Origin of the sequence: Methylobacter sp. Wu1 (genome assembly GCF_036553575.1) — a bacterium.
Lineage (GTDB): Bacteria > Pseudomonadota > Gammaproteobacteria > Methylococcales > Methylomonadaceae > Methylobacter.
In genome coordinates, this window is record NZ_JAZHOC010000041.1 from 1 (window position 1) to 16,315 (window position 16,315).

Sequence of the window (16,315 nt, forward strand, 5' to 3'; positions counted from 1 at the left end):
TTGGCGATGGCGTTCAAATTGATGGAAACGGCCCAGAAAAAGTGGCTGCGCTTAAGAGGCTATCAACAGTTAGCCGAGGTCATCACCGGCGTGAAATTCGTCAACGGCATTAAACAAACTGGAGATCAACAGCAGGACGCCGCTTGATTCTCTATACACCACAATTGACTATAGCTCGGGAAATCAAGTGAATGTCTGACTGACCTAATCAAGAGAATCCATTTCATGCCAGAGAGTGGGATGAGAGATTGCATGAAAAGCTGCAAATGACTGAGAGGTGCTTGATGACAATGAGCGTGAGGCATTGGCAAGTTTTTAGAAGCAACAGACGCGCTATAGGGATCTCCGGCTGGAACAAAGAGATTGACAATATTGGTAGGGCTTATCGGCAGGTATCATGTGACGGGTCAATCCACTCTTTGCCAAAGTAAGAATCCTCATGACTGAGCTGAAAGCCACGAGGCTGATGATGCTCAACTGGGAAGACCAGAAACAAGGGCGCTTTGGACGGATAAAGTCTCTGGACTTAGCGGATAAACAAGTGGTATACGGCTGGATTTTACCAACCAAGACGGCAGCACGGGTTTGTTGAATTTGGTGGGCAGTGATTAAAAGTGAGATGGCCAACAGGTCGCAATGATCTGTCAGAAGCGGCGGTAAGTCGAAGAACTTCATAAATCCCTGAAAGCCAATGCCGGATTGGCGAAATCTCCAAATTTACACGGTGATCATACAGAATAACCCTGTGTTTATGGTCATCTATGCCGTATTCAAGCGAAGGCTTGAAGAAATACAAAGCCGGTCTTTCGCCTTGCGGACGAAGCTTTTTATTCGGCTCTTACTGGATCCCGAGGAGATATTCAAATAAAAGCCTAATAGTAAGTGTTTTAAATTTTTAAAATTTGAAGTCGCCGATAAACAAGCGATAAAAAATCTCTTTTGCAAGAAAAGGCGCAAAAAATCAGGCCTCCAGCGGCTCAGTCGGGAACAAGGCGTTCATTGATTTATCCGCATACCTATGTGGATTGAATTTGGTAGGGCTTATGAATATATTTGGAAGAATGCCGACATAAATTTGAGCATTTGGTTTATATCTCTTCCAATCCTGTTTATGGCGCAAATACCAAAATGCTCTTCTCCACCAATAACAATCTCGATCACCCTGCTTCGCAGTATGTGACGAGTAAAAAAAGCGAATGAACTGATGGCTCATATCTACAGTCATTTTTATAGGTTGCCGACTACGGGTTTGCGTTTTTTATAGTATACGGATTGAGGTTATGAGAATTACCGATGGGACTTTACTTGTAGGGATAACATTGCTGAGGGATAGCCAGTGCCATTGATAGACCGGCACAGGAAAATACGGACTGGTCTGGAGATAAACTGGATCCGAGCACAAACCGGATTCCCTTTCGCCTCTATAACAGGGGCAATAATAATCCCGTCAATTTATTGGTTTTCATTGAAAAACTTAAAAATGTTTGGAAAAGGAGGCTATAACGAATTTTTATCTCTTCGGCCTGGAGATGTCCCCGATACTTATCCGGATGTTTCTTATCTAGCTGATGTTACGCATTTAGTTGAGATTTGCACCCGAAGGCGAGTTGCTTGCTTTTAACAGCCTGTGTAGGCTGGGTTGGAGCTTTAGCGGAAACCCGGCAGAGGCGGCCGAAATGCTGGGTTTAGCAACCCAGCCTACCGCCGCTAAAAACTGCGGTGCTCAGCGCGGCAAACGGGATGAAACCGCCCGTGCGTAACATCAGTTATCTAGTGTTTAATTGCATTAACAGATTTTATGTTTTTCAAGAAAAAGTTATGTAATATCAATTGATTATGATGAAAATTAAACGGTCGATTTGCGCAATTAAACGCTAGTAAATGATTTGGGCTATAAGCCCGCCGCTTTATTGGAAACTGGGGTTAATAATTTTGTTGAATGGTATAGAGATTTTTACAAAATTGGAGGTACGTATGCATAACAGAAAAATATCAGTAGTTGGTTTAGGTTATGTCGGATTGCCGGTTGCAGTCGAATTTGGTAAAAATCAACAGGTTATCGGATTCGATATCAATTCGATACGCATTGAAGAGCTCAAAAAAGGCATTGAGCGCACCAATGAAGTAGATGTGGAAGAATTGGCGAAAGCCAATATTTTATATACCTGTAATGCTGAAGACTTAAAAAAGGCGGATTTTCATATTATTGCGGTGCCTACGCCGGTCAATAAAGCCAAACAGCCGGATCTGAGGCCGGTAATCAAGGCCTCAAGAACTGTAGGTAAACAACTTAAAAAAGGTGATATTGTTGTTTATGAATCAACAGTCTATCCGGGCGCTACAGAGGAAGATTGCATTCCTGTTCTGGAACAGGAATCGGGATTGATATGGGGTATCGATTTTAATGTCGGGTACTCGCCTGAGCGAATTAATCCCGGCGATAGACTACATACATTTAAGACTATTACTAAAGTAGTATCGGGAGATACGCCTGAAACGCTGGAAACTGTAGCGTCTGTTTATGAATCCGTGGTTACGGCTGGTGTACATAAAGCCGCTACGATCAAAGTCGCGGAAGCAGCCAAGGTGATTGAAAATACTCAAAGGGACTTAAATATCTCATTAATGAACGAGCTGGCTTTGATTTTCAATAAAATGGATATTGATACAAGAGATGTTTTGGCGGCGGCATCAACAAAATGGAATTTTTTGCCATTCGATCCCGGACTGGTGGGAGGACACTGCATAGGCGTTGACCCTTATTATCTTACTTATAAATCGGCAACTTTAGGCTATACGCCACAAGTCATCCTGTCCGGGCGCAGTATTAATGACAGTATGGGAAACTTCATAGCCGCTCAGACGGTAAAGGAATTAATCAAAGCCGAAAAGTGCGTCAGAGGCAGCGTAGTCACTATTTTAGGCTTTACGTTTAAAGAGAATGTTCCCGATATAAGAAACACACGAGTCATTGATATTTATAGAGAATTGCAAACCTACGGCATTCATGTGCAGGTGTTCGATCCCCTGTCGGATTCAAATGAAATAATGGAAGAATATGGGGTTAAATTATCATCAGAAGATGAACTGAAACCCGCTCATGCCGTGCTGTTAGCTGTACCGCATGATTACTTTTTAGATAAGGATTGGTCTTATTTGTTAGGTTTATTACATGATGAAATAGGCATAGTGATAGATATTAAAGCCAAGCTTGAGAGAGATAGGGTGCCACAAGGCGTTAAACTCTGGAGGTTGTAATATTTCACGGTAGAAATTGTTTTAATTGATGAGCTTGAGTCATGCACCGATTATTTAATCAGCCACACCAGCTATGCGACAGCAATAGGTTTGCCAGCAATGCTGAACGGCGAAGTAAATCATGATTAATTGACGAGGTTTTTATCGGAGCGAGACTATACCTTGAAAGATTTATGGCGGGAGGTCAAATCGACGGTGCGACAGCTTGAGCGCGAGGCCGGCTGTCTGATTTCTGATGATAGGATTCAGGAGAAAGCATAGACGGATGAGGGCGGGATCATGTGCTGGCATGGCACGGTTGGCTGATGGGCTTCGAGCAGGAAGTGCTTTTCGTGCGGTGGGTCTGCAAATAAAGACGGCAGCACCGGCTTGCTGAATCTGGTGTGCAGTGATTTAAGATGCGGTGGCTAACAGGTCGATTTGCCAGCAACGATGGCAAGTCGAAGAATTACATAAGTCCTTGGAGGCCAATGGTTGGCAAAATCTCCAACCCGCATGGTGATCATGCAGAACAACCCTGTGTTTGGTCATCTATATCTGATCTTCAAGCTGGAATGCTTGAAGATCAGATATAAGGGCAATTAGAAGGCCTATTTTGAATTGCAAAAAATGCAGACTGCAGAACATCAGTCGAACAATCAGAAACCCAAAAGAAACCACTATTATGCAAAGTAAAAAATATATTACGGTCATAATTCCTACATTTAATCGTCGTAAGTTTATCGCTGAAGCCGTTAACAGCGTACTAGATCAAAATATTGATGATCTTGAAATTATTGTTGTGGATGACGGATCAACAGATGGCACACAGGATGTGCTTAAGCCGTACATGAATGTTATTCGTTACATATATCAGGAAAATCGTGGCGTCAGTGCTGCACGGAACCGCGGCGTTCGGGAAAGTAGCGGCGAACTGCTTGCCTTCCTGGACAGTGATGACCTTTGGTCTCCCGGCAAACTCAACGCTCAGATAAATAGGGTATTAGGTGATGATATTCTGAGCTTTCAAGAGGTGGAATGGTTTGTTGACCGTGAAGAGGATCGGGAATTTCTTAAACAATGCAAAAGTGTAACATGGCCTCGTTGCGATACTTCGGGCTATGTGCTCGACCCCGTCCTCGATGTAGCCGCGGGACGATATTTTCACCTAGGAACTTTGCTTTGCAGGAAGAGTGCATTTTTGGAAGTAGGGTTCTTTGATGAGAATTTATGCTTTGGAGAGGATGAAGACTGGTTCAGCAGGGCTTCCATGAAAATGCGCTTTCATTATATTCCTGAGCCTTTTCTGAAAAGACGCTTTCATGTGAATCAGACCGGTCCTGAGCGGGAAGAATGTCTCCAAAGTTTAATAACAGTCTTTTCCAATATCAAAGCTCGGACCGAAGATGTCCATCCGGAAGCTCATACGATTGCCAACAGGCGATTAGCTGCAAAATGGTCCCATTTGGCAAATATTTTAGCTGATCAGGAACGCTATTTAGCGGCAAGTCGTGCGGCTGGAACAGCTTTTGTCATAGAGCCATCCGATATAAGAAGGCTAATGAAATCGGTATTGCTATTTTGTAATGTTTCAATCAAGTCAAAAAGTAGATGAAAAATATCTCTTCCTGTTTGCGCCCGCTAACTGTACCGGGCCATTAAAATTCTAAAACCAGGCGGAGGTGGACATATACATCGTTGTTGCTTTTGAGTCGCCGTAAATCAGGTTATTACGTAAATTACTTAAGTGTTGATACTCATTGTAAGGTTGAGCAGGATAAAGAATAATGAGTTGCGAGCGATGTATCATAGTAGTTAGGCGGCTAACTTAGACTGCTAGAAAATAATGGAAAAAATAGTGCATGGTATTGCTCAAAATTTTGAAATGTTGCGGCTCAATTCAGCAGCAGCAATTCAAAAACAAAGGCATGAAATGAAACGCGATCATTAGAAAAGATTTAGAAGTGAAACGACTAGGAGTCGAATGCCCTATCGTTAATTTCATTCGATGGTTTATGGCTTTATCTATAAACGAAAGTAGTTTGGTCTTTTATTAATAAATGAGAAAGCAAGCGAAGGAGTTTATATGAATATTCGACAAATGTTATTAGCGGGTATAGCGGTTGTGTTCTTAACTACAGGCAACGCCTGGGCTGACGAAGACAGCAAAACAAACAATGGTAAATCGGATTGGTTCTCTCGATCGACACTTGTACATAAGCTAAGCACTTTACAGCGTAAAATACATGCTTGGCGTAATAAGATGTGGCAGGTTGGGAATTATGAGTCAAAGCAATCTTATGGATCTACACCTTCAGGTGGTGTTACAAATGGTTCTACATCCACAGGTAGTGTAGTAAGAGGCGTTGCTCCAGAAATTGATGCCGCATCCGGAACCAGTGCGATCGCTTTGCTAACCGGTATTTTATTGTTGGCGGGCGAAAGGACTCGGTCTCGACGGGTTAACATTTCCTGATCTATAGCATTAAAACCGGATCAGCATACTACTTATGCTGATCCGCTCTTTCTCACCTTTGCCGAATGATGACTGAATATGTAACACAATTTTGCACCATAGCAACCTCAAAACGATTAGCAATTCGCTGGTCATTGCTTCTGGCAATTCTGGCGTTCGAATTCATGGCGATAACGATCCGGCATGAAATGCCGCCACTCCTGGAGACTGAGGTTAGCTGGTCAGTTCGGCTGTTCCATTCTTCGAACAAGATTTGGCAGCTTGGCCTTTGGATCGTCTGCGCCAATCTCCTTATCTTCAGTCCGCGGATTAAGGTCATGCTTGGCAGTTTACGGGAGCAGTCGAGCGAGTATCATTGGCCAATTTGGTTAGCATTCCACATTTTCACTTTTTTTGCGTTCGCAGTTGTTACTGCATTCCTATTTACAACGCCGGTCAATCCCGCTCGGCTCACGGCATTCTGGGTTGCAGTTTGGTTTACATTGTTGAGCGCAACTTTGCTGCTGTGGCTGCTCGCTCTGGCTCCAGGGCGGTTCTGGCTGCGGCTGATCATTCAGGAATATACAGCATTGCTAATGGGAGGCATGCTGGGAGTAGGTGCTTGGCAGACCATAAGAGTGCTCAATCGAAGAGAAGGATTCTTAGGTCAAGAAGAATTCTGGAACTCTTTGTCCATACCTACCATGCAGCTCGTCCATACACTGCTCAGCTGGATTTATGACGACCTCGTCTATCAGCCCCTCGTCTATGAGCCGGAAAAATTCTTGCTAGGTACAGCCTCTTTTCAGGTTGAAATCTTTTATCCTTGCTCAGGTCTGGAAGGGATTGCCCTAATTACCTTATTTCTTGCTATTTATCTTTGGCTATTCCGTAAGGCACTGCGTTTCCCGCAAGCCTTTTGGCTTTTTCCTCTAGGCATATTATTCATCTGGTTGGCCAATGCCGTACGTATTGCCATGTTGATTGCGATCGGCGCGTCCTTCTCTTCTGAAGTGGCGCTACAAGGCTTTCACGCCCAGGCCGGCTGGATAGCCTTCACTTTAATTGCTATCGGTGCGATTGCTTTGTCTAACAGGATGCAGTTCTTTACCATTGCCAACTCAGGCTTTCCAGTTGTTGGAACCGGCAAGCCTCTTGCTGCGGCTCTGCTTGTTCCGTTATTGGCTTTGATGGCGGCTTCAATGGTGTCGTCAGCCTTTTCCAGCGGCTTTGATAGACTATATCCTGTCCGCGTGGTGGCTATCGCGGTGGCGCTTTACTACTTCCGCGATGCCTATAAAGGCCTCGGCTGGAGTTGGTCCTGGCAGGCGCTGTTAATCGGCACTGCAGTGTTCCTGATCTGGATGTTGCTGGAGCCCGACGCTGACAGCAGCAAGACTGCATTATCACAGGGCTTGGCGGAGCTCACGAGCGGATCGGCTGTGATCTGGCTGGCTTTTCGCGTGATTGGGTCGGCAATCGCGGTGCCCTTGGCTGAGGAGCTTGCCTTCCGCGGTTACTTGATTCGCAAATTAACCGCGAAAGACTTTGAAAATGTGCCGCTTGGGCAGTTCTCATGGTTTTCATTCATGGCTACCTCCGTACTTTTCGGATTAATGCATGAACGCTGGGTTGCCGGAATCTTGGCCGGAATGGGTTATGCCCTGGCTCTATATCGTCGCGGGCAGCTTGGCGACGCCGTCATTGCCCATATGACGACCAACGCATTGATTGCCGTTTTTGTCCTGACACAGGCGAAATGGTCTTTATGGTCATAAAAAATGATGAAACCGGAGGCTGCAAAGCGCTGCCGCAGTCTGAATAATATTGCTGATCAGGATTAGCGTTTCATCAGCAAAATTATAAAAAATCGATGGTATTGAAATGATGTATATGATTGGAAAGGGGAGCAGTTCATTGATAGGGGGAAATCGGCTTACACGCATTTTATTCCTTCTGCGGAGTAAATTTTTCCGTAATAAAACCGTGACTTTTTCAATCTGCCGACTATTTTCATCAGAATTCCGTTTTGCGCCGATTGCACGCCTTTGGCACTCCGCAGCCCTGCTGCTACAGCTTCAATGGCCAGTTGCCAATTTAAAGAGCCGGGTAGAAATGTCATGAAATATTCATTCAATAAATCACTGGAAAGAAATAACGCCCCTCCTTTGAAAAATGATAAGCTTATGGCTGAAGTTAGAGCTGCAATTAAAATGTACATTGGAAAAATACAGGAAGTGCCTCGAGCCCTGGAAGAGAAAAAGTTGTTATGATTGGGTGAGAGGCTTAAATGCTGATTTTTCATTGGTTGGTAGTTTGGGGTTTTTCAAATTCAGTTTAGTGGTCAATACATATTGATAAGTTAACGTAGTGTTTTTGGAGAGCGAGCAAATGAATACATTCACCTTGAGAAGTTTGATATTTCCAAATTATAGAGGCAGTCTTTTAGCTTTCTTTTTGGGTTGCATGCTTTGGCTGCCTGGTCAGGCTTTTGCTCAGGCGGATAGCAATTATCGCCTCAATCCGGGCGATAAGCTGCAAATTACCGTCTGGGAAGAGGAAAAGTTAAAACAGGATGTAGTGGTGCTACCGGACGGCACAATCTCTTTTCCTCTGGTCGGCCATGTCGCCGCTGCCGGTAAAACGACTGAGGAGTTAGTCAGTTTACTACGGGAACGCCTTAAACAATTTATTCCGGACTCCGAAGTAAACGTCAGGTTACTCGCCGCAACGGGCAACATGATTTATGTGACCGGCGAGGTCGCCCATCCGGGGGCATTCGTGATGACAAGGCCTACGGATGTAATGCAAGCCTTGAGCATGGCCGGTGGCCTGACAGAATTTGCCAAGAAAAACAGCATTATCGTATTGAGGCGCGAAGCAGATGGTCGAGCCAAGTCCTTGCCTTTTGAGTACGGCGATGTTGAAGACGGCGAAAATATAGAATCGAATATTTTATTGCAAAGCGGCGATACTATCGTGGCGCCATGAACAATTTTAAAAGGAAAGCATGTACTACAGACGAAAAATGGCCATGCTCGCGCTGGCCTGCATTGGTTTTGGAAAAGACGTAGCCGCCGCCGAATGGGAAGTAAAAGGGGACCTGGGGCAACAGCTTGAGTACAATGACAATATATCATTGAATACTATTCGCAAGGACTCTGTTGCCGGATACGTTTTGAGGCCCAGTCTGCAAGCCAGCCGAAAAACGGAGGTATTGGATATCGCATTTGAAGGGCTGGGTGATATTCGCCGATATGATGATTCGAACTGGGATTGCGATAACTATAATCTACGCCTTAACAACCAATATAAGACCAAGCGCAGCGTTTATGGTTTAAGTGGCGGTTACAGTGTCAGCTGCTCCTATGCCCAGCAAATTACAGACACAGGATTGCTTGTGCCTAATAGTCAGTCTGAAGAGTATCGGGTAGAACCTTCGTGGGCCTGGCAGTGGACAGAGCGCGACAAGTTGAGCCTGATTGGCTCTTACTCCAAGACAAGCTATAGCAATTCATTTGTCGGCGTTGCCTTCAATAACCAAGGTTCACTGAATTTCAGCGGCAATGAGACTTACGCCGTTAGTCTGGGCGAGAGTCATGAGTGGAGCCGACGACTTACCTTAACTGGAAATCTCTTTTATTCCAACATCGAATACACTGGATTTGGCATATCGGCTCAAGGTGCAACGACTCAAAATCTGTTTGGCTTTGTGCTCGGGGGCAATTATGAAATCGATAAAAACTGGTCATTTAGTGTGGGCGGAGGACCTGTATGGGTTGACGGCGTGGGACAGAATTTCGGTAGCGTTTCGCAGGAACAGAATTCCTCAATATCCTTGGGCAGTAACGCCAATATCAATTTAACCTATGACGGCAAGCTGACTAAGTTCTCTGCCGGCTATTCCAACTCTATTGACCCTAGCTCCCTCGGTCAAACGCTGCAAAATCACAACATCGTTGCCAATTATTCTTATCGTTTCACCCAACATCTTTTGCTGGATCTCTCGGGAAATTTCTCAAATAACCAATCAATCGGCGGCGGCCAGTCGACAGGCAGCCAATTTGATCGCACCTACTTCACAACGGTCGCAGGCATTGCCTGGGAGCCCACGAGAAACTGGCAGCTCAAGGGCAGCTATGTTTACAGCTGGCAGGATTACCAGCAGGGTCAGGATCTGCAAAATCTCCAGAATTTGCGGAATATCAATGTGGGAACGAGTCATTCCAATGCCGTTATGCTTTTTCTGAATTATTCTTGGGATGGCATCCAGCGTTCCCGTTAGCTTCTTAAGTCAACAAGCAACTGTTATCAAAAGGTTGGCGTTTACCCGAATGTCCTGCCGTTCATAGAAGCGTTATTCGGTGGGTTTCGAGTCGGGTTTGACGCCACCTGCACGAGCAGATCGTTAACCGTGCAACTGCCGTCTATTTGATTAAAACGCATCCAACGGGGCGTCATAAATGCAGCAGGCCAGAAAAGACTCGACAGTTGGATGAACAATCATTTTTCGCCATTGAGGCACGTGCCGTTGCCTGGTTTGAAAGTCAACACGATCGTACCGATTCAACTAATAAAATCAGTTACGCTCAATTAATAAGTATTAGCGCTTAAGTATTAGTCCTAATTGAATTAAATTCATAGTAAATCATACTGAAGCTCAGAATAGACCGCTGTAAATACTTGCCCGATCCGGGTTACAACCTTGCAGGAGATTAAGACGTGTCATTGATAACCGTTGAAGTTTTAGACAAGGAAACCGGTAAAGTCAGAGCTGTCCCGGTTGCTGTTAATCCTATGTTTTTAAAAGGGGATAATCAGCCCGATATGCTTGACTATATCCAACGCATAATTGACCCGCGGCACAAGCCTGTCCTCAAGCCGTTAAGAATAACGCCACGCTATGGGCATGGCTAGCTCAAGCGAAGATTAGTCATTAGTTCTGAATTGAACGGCTGCCTTCATTGTAAAAAGGGCAGGTTTTTAGTGCCTAATGAAATCAAAGTTCAGAGCACTCGGCCTTCCAAAATCAGAAAAATATGGAGCAGGATCCAGGAGCTTGAAATTGAGATAATAAAATGGATAAGGCAGCAATCATAGAATTGTTAAAAAAGAATTGGCTCATAACGGATTCCGGGGAGTTAGCTGATAACCAGTTCCAATAGTGGACTTAATAACGCTCCAATAAACAAGGACGTTAATCAATTTCATAGATAAATTAACCCGTAGGTAGAGTTCTCCCCAGAAAGCTCCTGAGTTTCAGAGGAAATTTTTCTTCGGAATCGGATCCTCTAAAACAACGCTGCCGGTATTGCCTTCTTGTTTACAGATAGTAACCACGAAGCCACAACCGATATCAATTTAGGATGCGGTGGGAAATGATTTCCCTGGCTTTTGAAAAATACATTCGTCTCTGCATAAATGCTGATTTTATCGCTCAACAGGAAAGTTATTTTTTAGCCAAATCTTAAATCAATCCGTCGTTTTAAGATTATATTTGCGTACCCGGTAGCGCAGCGTTTCCCGGGTAGTGCCCAATGCCCGGGTTGCAGCGGCCAGATTGTTGTCGGCCCGTTCCAGGGCGGTCTTGATAATGAAGCGATCCATGTCTTCCAGCGCCATGCTGCCGTCCAATGGTAAACAAATCCTGTCTTTCGATCCGGAAGCCGTGTCTTCCGAAGCCGTGCTTTCCTGGCCGGGCAATTGCAGCCACTGGACCGGAAGAACCGGACCGTCTGCAAACAGCACGCAACGTTCGATGACGTTGCGCAGTTCGCGGACATTGCCGGGCCAGTAATGGGCGCGCAATTTATCCCAGACCTGTTCTGGAATCTCTTTGACATGGCGGCCGGCCTTGGCGTTGTATTCGGCGACGAACAGCGGCACCAGCTCGTCCAGATCTTCCCTGGCTTCGCGCAAAGGGGGCAGCATTACGCGGAATACGTTCAGGCGGTGGTAAAGATCGCTGCGGAAATTGCCATCCCGTATCATCTGTTCGAGATCCTGATTGCTGGCCGCGATAATCTGGACGTCGACCGTGATTTCCTTCTCGCCGCCCAAGCGCCGCACTTTATGGTCCTCGATCGCTTTCAGCAGCTTGGCCTGTAAATCAAGCGGCATTTCGCCGATTTCATCCATGAACAGCGTGCCGCCGTCGGCTTGCTCCAGCAGGCCGCGGTGACGTCCCGAGGCGCCGGTAAAGGCTCCAGGTTCGTGACCGAACAATTCCGATTCCAGCAGCTCACGCGGCAGGGCGGCGCAATTGACTTCGATCATCGGGTGCCGCGCCCTGGCGCCGCCATAATGCAGGATGCGTGCCACCAGCCCTTTGCCGGTGCCTGTCTCGCCGCCTATGATCAGGGCGCTGAAAGGAACTTTGGTCAGGCGCATCAGCAATTCCCGAACATTGCGCGCCTGGCGGCTCGATCCGACATAGGCTTCCGGCGAATAGCGCCTATGTTCCTGCCGTGTCTGATCAATAACCCGGCGTTGTATCGCCGCGCTGCGGGCCGCGCTGTTGACGACCAGATCGAGTCGATCCAGATCGCAGGGCTTTTCCAGAAAGTCATAAGCGCCCAAACGCAAGGCCCGGACCGAATCCGGCACGCTGCCGTAGCCAGTCAGAAACAGCCATTCGGCATAGCTGACGTTTTTTTTCATCTTTTCCATGAAATCCAGTGCATTGCCGTCCGGCAGATTCATATCGGACAGGATCAGCAAAGGCTCCATCTCATCCCTAAGCAATAATTCCTCGGCTTCGGCCAGCGAGGTTGCCAACATGACTTCCCAGTCGGATTGCCGATAGTGGCGTGATAGCTCCGAGCCCAACAGTTTTTCGTCCTCGATAATCAGCAGGGTTTCCATCAGGATTGATCTCCGGCAAGGTGGCTATTCGGCAGAACGATAGACACACAGGCACCATGGGGCTGGTAATTGGTGAGTCTGATGCTGCCGCCCATATCTTTGACAAAGCGTTGAACCATAGCCAGACCCAGTCCGGTTCCACGTTGGCGGCTGGTACGGAACGGGCGAATGCCATAGTTCAGTATATCTTCTGAAAAGCCATGACCGTTGTCTATGACATCGATATGGAGTCCTTGCGCATCCTTGCGCGCTTTGATGCTGACCACCCCCGGTTCGCTTTCCAGCGCCTCGGCCGCATTCAGGATCAGGTTCAGCAGCGCCTGGCGCAGCCCGCTCTCGGGCAACTGCACCGGCAGCGGGCAGGGCGCGTCGATTTCCAGGCGCACGGTTTCGGCAATCTGATAGCGGGTCAACGTGACCAGATCGCGGATCAGCGAGGCCGCATCGAACTCGGTCGCCGGCTCCGGCAAGTGCCGGCTCTGGTCCAGCATCTCGTTGAGCAGCCGGGCCAGACGCTTCAGTTCTTCGCTGATCATATCCAGCCTTTCCTGCTGGTCGGATGCCTGAATTTCGCGGCGGAGATTACTGAACGCGATCTGAATGCCGGCCAGCGGGTTGCGTATTTCATGCGCCAGTTCCGCCGCCACTTCGCCTATCGCCGCCAGCCGTTCCGCACGCGCCAGACTCAATTGCTGCTCCAGCAGGGCCTGCGTGGCCAGTTTGACTTCCTGCTGCAGAGACTGGGCATGCAGGCGTTTGACTTCCTCCAGTTCCGCCAGATGCTTGACCATTTCGTTATAACTATTGAACACCGGCAGCAGCAATGGATCAAGATGGTCGGTCGTGATCGGCGTGTAATTTTCTTCCGTCAGCCGTTGCAGGAGTTGCTTCAAATCATTGAGCGGGTGCAGGATGCGGCTATGTAGAAACAGCACGGCCACTATCAGGGTCCAGGCCAGGATGACCAACGCCAGGTAAAGTTCGGTTTCCGTAGTGCGGCTGATGTTTTCCAGCAAATATTCGCGTTGCAGTGACTCGTTCTCGAGCGTATCGCTCATGACCTTGAGCGCTTTGATCAGACGCGTGTTTTTTTCCAATTGATCCAGTTCGCCTACATCGCTCAGCAGATTTCTGACCGTCTCCAGGCTTTGCCGGGTTTTTTCCGATAAATGACGGTTATCGGTCATTAACGCGTCCATTTCCTCCAGGGTTCTGGACAAGGCTTCGGGCGGTACAACCGGCACTGCTCCGGTCAGGTATTCGATCAGCGATTGCTGCAAGCCTACCGATACATTCTGAATGCGATGAGAATAGGTGACATACGATAAAACGGTTTCAAAACGGTGCAGATTGCGCCAGATCATGCCGCCTAATATGGCCAGCGCCAGCAAAAGCAGCCCCAGAAACGCCAAGCCGCGCAGTTGGACAGGACGATAAAAGAGTGATTTCATTCGGAATAGGGGCCAGGACGCAAGATAGAGGTTGAAAAGCTTTACCTTGCGTCATTTGCGTCAATAATTCAAATACAAATTAACAGACAGGATATGACTCATCCTGTCAGGTCCGACGGCCTTGCGGATGTATTGGTTCATATAACCGATCTCCGTTCTTGTGTTTTTATTGAAATTGTAGCCGACACCCCCAAACACGCGGTTCTGGTCAAAGCCGTCGTCGGCGCCCCAATCGGTACGGTTGAGATTGGCGAAGTACTCATCCGTAAGCACCAGGCTGAAATCGGTCGCGAAGGGCAACGGCGCCGACAGCTTCAACAATTGCCGGAAACGCCAGCCGACATCCTCGCCGTTCTGCACGAAGCGCTGCTCGAAGCGGCTGCGGCTGGTAATCGTGCCGAACGAAAATTTCTCGCTCCACAGTAATTGCTGCCAGATACGATGCTCGTCAACCGGCGTGACCGTGAAAGGTTCCTCTGTAGGAATGAAGGCGTAGCCTAGCCAGACGCTGGTATTGTCGTTCAGCGCATAACCAAGGCCCGTACGCAGCATGCCTTGCGAGAAACGTGAAGTATCCTCTCCGAATCGGCCTTGGCCTTCGAGCCAATATTTGAAGCTCTTCAGTTCGGGATTGAGGACGCCCAAGCTGCCCGTGGCCGTGATATTGCCCCAGGTCTGAAAATCTTCGGCTGTCTTGGCGGTTACCTGATCCGAGAGCGTCAGGCTCATCAGTAGGGGTAAAACCAGCCTCATTTTTAATTTCTTCATTGTTTAACTTTGTGTTTTATTTTTGTTAAGGACAAAGGGCGCCGTCCAGCTATGCCGAGCCGCACCATGAGGGATTATACCGGCTGATTGAAAACTCAAATAGAGTGAGCGGCTATGTCCTAAAGGCTATCGTGTACCATTGTTGAGCCTGGGATGGTGTTTGGAAAATAAAATATGGAATTTATCCTATTTCTACATGCACCCATTGCCCTGAAACGCAGATCCGGGATTAAAAATTGATATACAGTGAACCGATAATTAAATGGTGCATCGTGTTATTGGTATGGGTTGCATCATCCAGATACTGATTAAGATATCCCGCTTCGGCGCGAAAACTTTTATTAAATGTCCAGCCAAGCCCCGCAAATGCACGGTTCTGATCGAAGCCGGACTGGCCTCCGGATTTTGTTGAGTTAATACGAATGAAGAACTCATCCCAGGCAATCAAGCTTAAGCGTGGTTCAAACTCCAGCGGATGCAAGAATCGTATCATCTGGCGCGGGCGAAAACGGACATCCTCGCCTTGTAGGAAATTAGTTTCGAACATAGTCCTTAAGGTGAGCGTGCCGGCGCGGGTGGGTAAGTTATAGCGGAATGCCGGCCATATATCCTGCTGGGAAATATAGGACTTGCCGACATTTTGGGTGGGCAACCAGGTATAGCCCGCCCAAATCGTTGCGCGGTCACTGAGCGAATAGCCCAATGCTGCGCGCACCATGCCTTGATACCAATGATTCCAGTTATCGTCAAAGCGGGATTGGCCTTCCAGCCAGATGCGCTCTTTCTCCAGGCGTGGATCTACCGCCTTAAGGCTGCCTTCGCCGACGATCTGTAACCAACTGCCCGCATCCTGGAACAGCTCGTCCACTGCCAAGGCTGTTGATGATGCGGTGATAGAGCCCAAGAATAATGCTGTAATAGCCGATGTCTTTATTATTTTCTTAAACATAATGCAGTTATTTGAATTTATTTCAGTTCGAGAGTCCGGAAGTTTGTTTGTCAGTTGTATTCCAGCCGTAAAATCATTTTTTAATCAAACCCAACAATCCCTTCACTAATGCCAACGGAGTCGGTGGGCAACCCGGAATCACCATATCCACGGGGATGACATTGGATACCGCGCCGCAACAAGCGTAGGAAACCCCGAACTCACCGCCGCAGGCGGCGCAATCCCCGGCCGCGATAACCCATTTCGGGTCGGGCGTTGCCTCATAAGTGCGCAGCAGCGCAGTCTGCATATGCCGCGAAACCGGGCCGGTCACGAGCAGCACGTCGGCATGCCGGGGCGAGGCGACGAAATGAATGCCGAAGCGCTCTATGTCATAGAAGGGATTATTGAGCGCATGGATCTCCAGCTCGCAACCGTTACAGGAACCGGCATCGACTTCTCTGATCGCGATACTGCCGGCGAATTTTCGGTCGATATGTCTTTTGATCTCGATGCCGAGCTGTTCGAGCTCGTCATCTTTCGGCGCTTTAACCCGTTCGGTGACCACGCCGGTTGCCAGAATTTTTTTAAACAGTCTCAGCATGTATTTTT

The 16,315-nt window shown here is 47.5% G+C and carries 14 protein-coding genes and 1 pseudogene; 9 read left to right on the top strand and 6 right to left on the bottom strand.

The window, feature by feature from the left end; translation table 11 throughout:
* From V2P20_RS05695 to xrtE, 6 genes and pseudogenes are all read left to right on the top strand, one after another.
* Nucleotides 1–147, top strand: a pseudogene (locus V2P20_RS05695) (IS256 family transposase); the annotation flags it as partial.
* A gap of 292 nt (nt 148–439) precedes the next feature.
* Nucleotides 440–592, top strand: a complete 153-nt coding sequence (locus V2P20_RS05700) for a hypothetical protein (RefSeq protein WP_331816994.1) — start codon at nt 440–442, stop codon at nt 590–592.
* 1,382 nt (nt 593–1,974) lie between these two features.
* Nucleotides 1,975–3,258, top strand: a complete 1,284-nt coding sequence (locus V2P20_RS05705; RefSeq protein ID WP_331816996.1) for a nucleotide sugar dehydrogenase — start codon at nt 1,975–1,977, stop codon at nt 3,256–3,258.
* 664 nt (nt 3,259–3,922) lie between these two features.
* A complete protein-coding gene (locus V2P20_RS05710) occupies nt 3,923–4,852 on the top strand; it encodes a glycosyltransferase family A protein (protein WP_331816998.1) in 930 nt (309 codons plus the stop codon).
* Between the two features lie 471 nt (nt 4,853–5,323).
* Entirely contained in the window at nt 5,324–5,713 is a 390-nt protein-coding gene (locus V2P20_RS05715) for a VPEID-CTERM sorting domain-containing protein (RefSeq protein ID WP_331817000.1), read from the top strand.
* A 65-nt stretch (nt 5,714–5,778) separates the two neighbouring features.
* Entirely contained in the window at nt 5,779–7,470 is a 1,692-nt protein-coding gene (gene xrtE, locus V2P20_RS05720; protein WP_331817002.1) for an exosortase E/protease, VPEID-CTERM system, read from the top strand.
* 158 nt (nt 7,471–7,628) lie between these two features.
* Here xrtE and V2P20_RS05725 read toward each other — a convergent pair whose 3' ends face one another.
* Nucleotides 7,629–7,913, bottom strand: coding sequence for a hypothetical protein (locus tag V2P20_RS05725; protein ID WP_331817003.1), 285 nt, complete (start codon nt 7,911–7,913; stop codon nt 7,629–7,631).
* Between the two features lie 170 nt (nt 7,914–8,083).
* Here V2P20_RS05725 and V2P20_RS05730 point away from each other — a divergent pair, with 170 nt between their 5' ends.
* The 3 genes from V2P20_RS05730 to V2P20_RS05740 all read left to right on the top strand — a co-directional run bounded on the left by V2P20_RS05730 (nt 8,084) and on the right by V2P20_RS05740 (nt 10,609).
* Entirely contained in the window at nt 8,084–8,683 is a 600-nt protein-coding gene (locus tag V2P20_RS05730; protein ID WP_331817004.1) for a polysaccharide biosynthesis/export family protein, read from the top strand.
* A gap of 19 nt (nt 8,684–8,702) precedes the next feature.
* Entirely contained in the window at nt 8,703–9,977 is a 1,275-nt protein-coding gene (locus V2P20_RS05735) for a hypothetical protein (protein WP_331817006.1), read from the top strand.
* 437 nt (nt 9,978–10,414) lie between these two features.
* Nucleotides 10,415–10,609, top strand: a complete 195-nt coding sequence (locus tag V2P20_RS05740) for a hypothetical protein (protein WP_331817008.1) — start codon at nt 10,415–10,417, stop codon at nt 10,607–10,609.
* A gap of 555 nt (nt 10,610–11,164) precedes the next feature.
* On the opposite strand, the gene V2P20_RS05745 is transcribed toward V2P20_RS05740, so the two are convergent.
* From V2P20_RS05745 to V2P20_RS05765, 5 genes are all read right to left on the bottom strand, one after another.
* A complete protein-coding gene (locus V2P20_RS05745; protein ID WP_331817111.1) occupies nt 11,165–12,559 on the bottom strand; it encodes a sigma-54 dependent transcriptional regulator in 1,395 nt (464 codons plus the stop codon).
* Complete coding sequence (locus tag V2P20_RS05750; RefSeq protein WP_331817010.1) at nt 12,556–14,007, bottom strand: ATP-binding protein; 1,452 nt, start codon at nt 14,005–14,007, stop codon at nt 12,556–12,558. The genes V2P20_RS05745 and V2P20_RS05750 overlap by 4 nt, the downstream gene beginning before the upstream one ends.
* A 60-nt stretch (nt 14,008–14,067) precedes the next feature.
* Nucleotides 14,068–14,775 carry a DUF2490 domain-containing protein gene (locus tag V2P20_RS05755; RefSeq protein WP_331817012.1) on the bottom strand — a complete coding sequence of 236 codons (708 nt, stop codon included), beginning with the start codon at nt 14,773–14,775 and terminating at the stop codon, nt 14,068–14,070.
* A gap of 229 nt (nt 14,776–15,004) precedes the next feature.
* On the bottom strand, nt 15,005–15,679 hold the full coding sequence (locus V2P20_RS05760; protein ID WP_331817014.1) for a DUF2490 domain-containing protein: 675 nt from the start codon (nt 15,677–15,679) through the stop codon (nt 15,005–15,007).
* Between the two features lie 118 nt (nt 15,680–15,797).
* Complete coding sequence (locus tag V2P20_RS05765; protein WP_331817016.1) at nt 15,798–16,307, bottom strand: NADH-quinone oxidoreductase subunit B family protein; 510 nt, start codon at nt 16,305–16,307, stop codon at nt 15,798–15,800.
* Nucleotides 16,308–16,315 lie beyond the last annotated feature (8 nt).

Excerpts from the sequence above, each read along its gene's own strand:
- V2P20_RS05730 (WP_331817004.1), top strand. The coding sequence starts at position 8,084 with ATGAATACATTCACCTTGAGAAGTTTGATATTTCCAAATTATAGAGGC.
- V2P20_RS05700 (WP_331816994.1), top strand. The coding sequence starts at position 440 with ATGACTGAGCTGAAAGCCACGAGGCTGATGATGCTCAACTGGGAAGAC.
- V2P20_RS05735 (WP_331817006.1), top strand. The coding sequence starts at position 8,703 with ATGTACTACAGACGAAAAATGGCCATGCTCGCGCTGGCCTGCATTGGT.
- V2P20_RS05705 (WP_331816996.1), top strand. The coding sequence starts at position 1,975 with ATGCATAACAGAAAAATATCAGTAGTTGGTTTAGGTTATGTCGGATTG.
- xrtE (WP_331817002.1), top strand. The coding sequence starts at position 5,779 with ATGATGACTGAATATGTAACACAATTTTGCACCATAGCAACCTCAAAA.
- V2P20_RS05715 (WP_331817000.1), top strand. The coding sequence starts at position 5,324 with ATGAATATTCGACAAATGTTATTAGCGGGTATAGCGGTTGTGTTCTTA.
- V2P20_RS05765 (WP_331817016.1), bottom strand. The coding sequence starts at position 16,307 with ATGCTGAGACTGTTTAAAAAAATTCTGGCAACCGGCGTGGTCACCGAA.
- V2P20_RS05710 (WP_331816998.1), top strand. The coding sequence starts at position 3,923 with ATGCAAAGTAAAAAATATATTACGGTCATAATTCCTACATTTAATCGT.
- V2P20_RS05750 (WP_331817010.1), bottom strand. The coding sequence starts at position 14,007 with ATGAAATCACTCTTTTATCGTCCTGTCCAACTGCGCGGCTTGGCGTTT.
- V2P20_RS05755 (WP_331817012.1), bottom strand. The coding sequence starts at position 14,775 with ATGAAGAAATTAAAAATGAGGCTGGTTTTACCCCTACTGATGAGCCTG.
- V2P20_RS05725 (WP_331817003.1), bottom strand. The coding sequence starts at position 7,913 with ATGTACATTTTAATTGCAGCTCTAACTTCAGCCATAAGCTTATCATTT.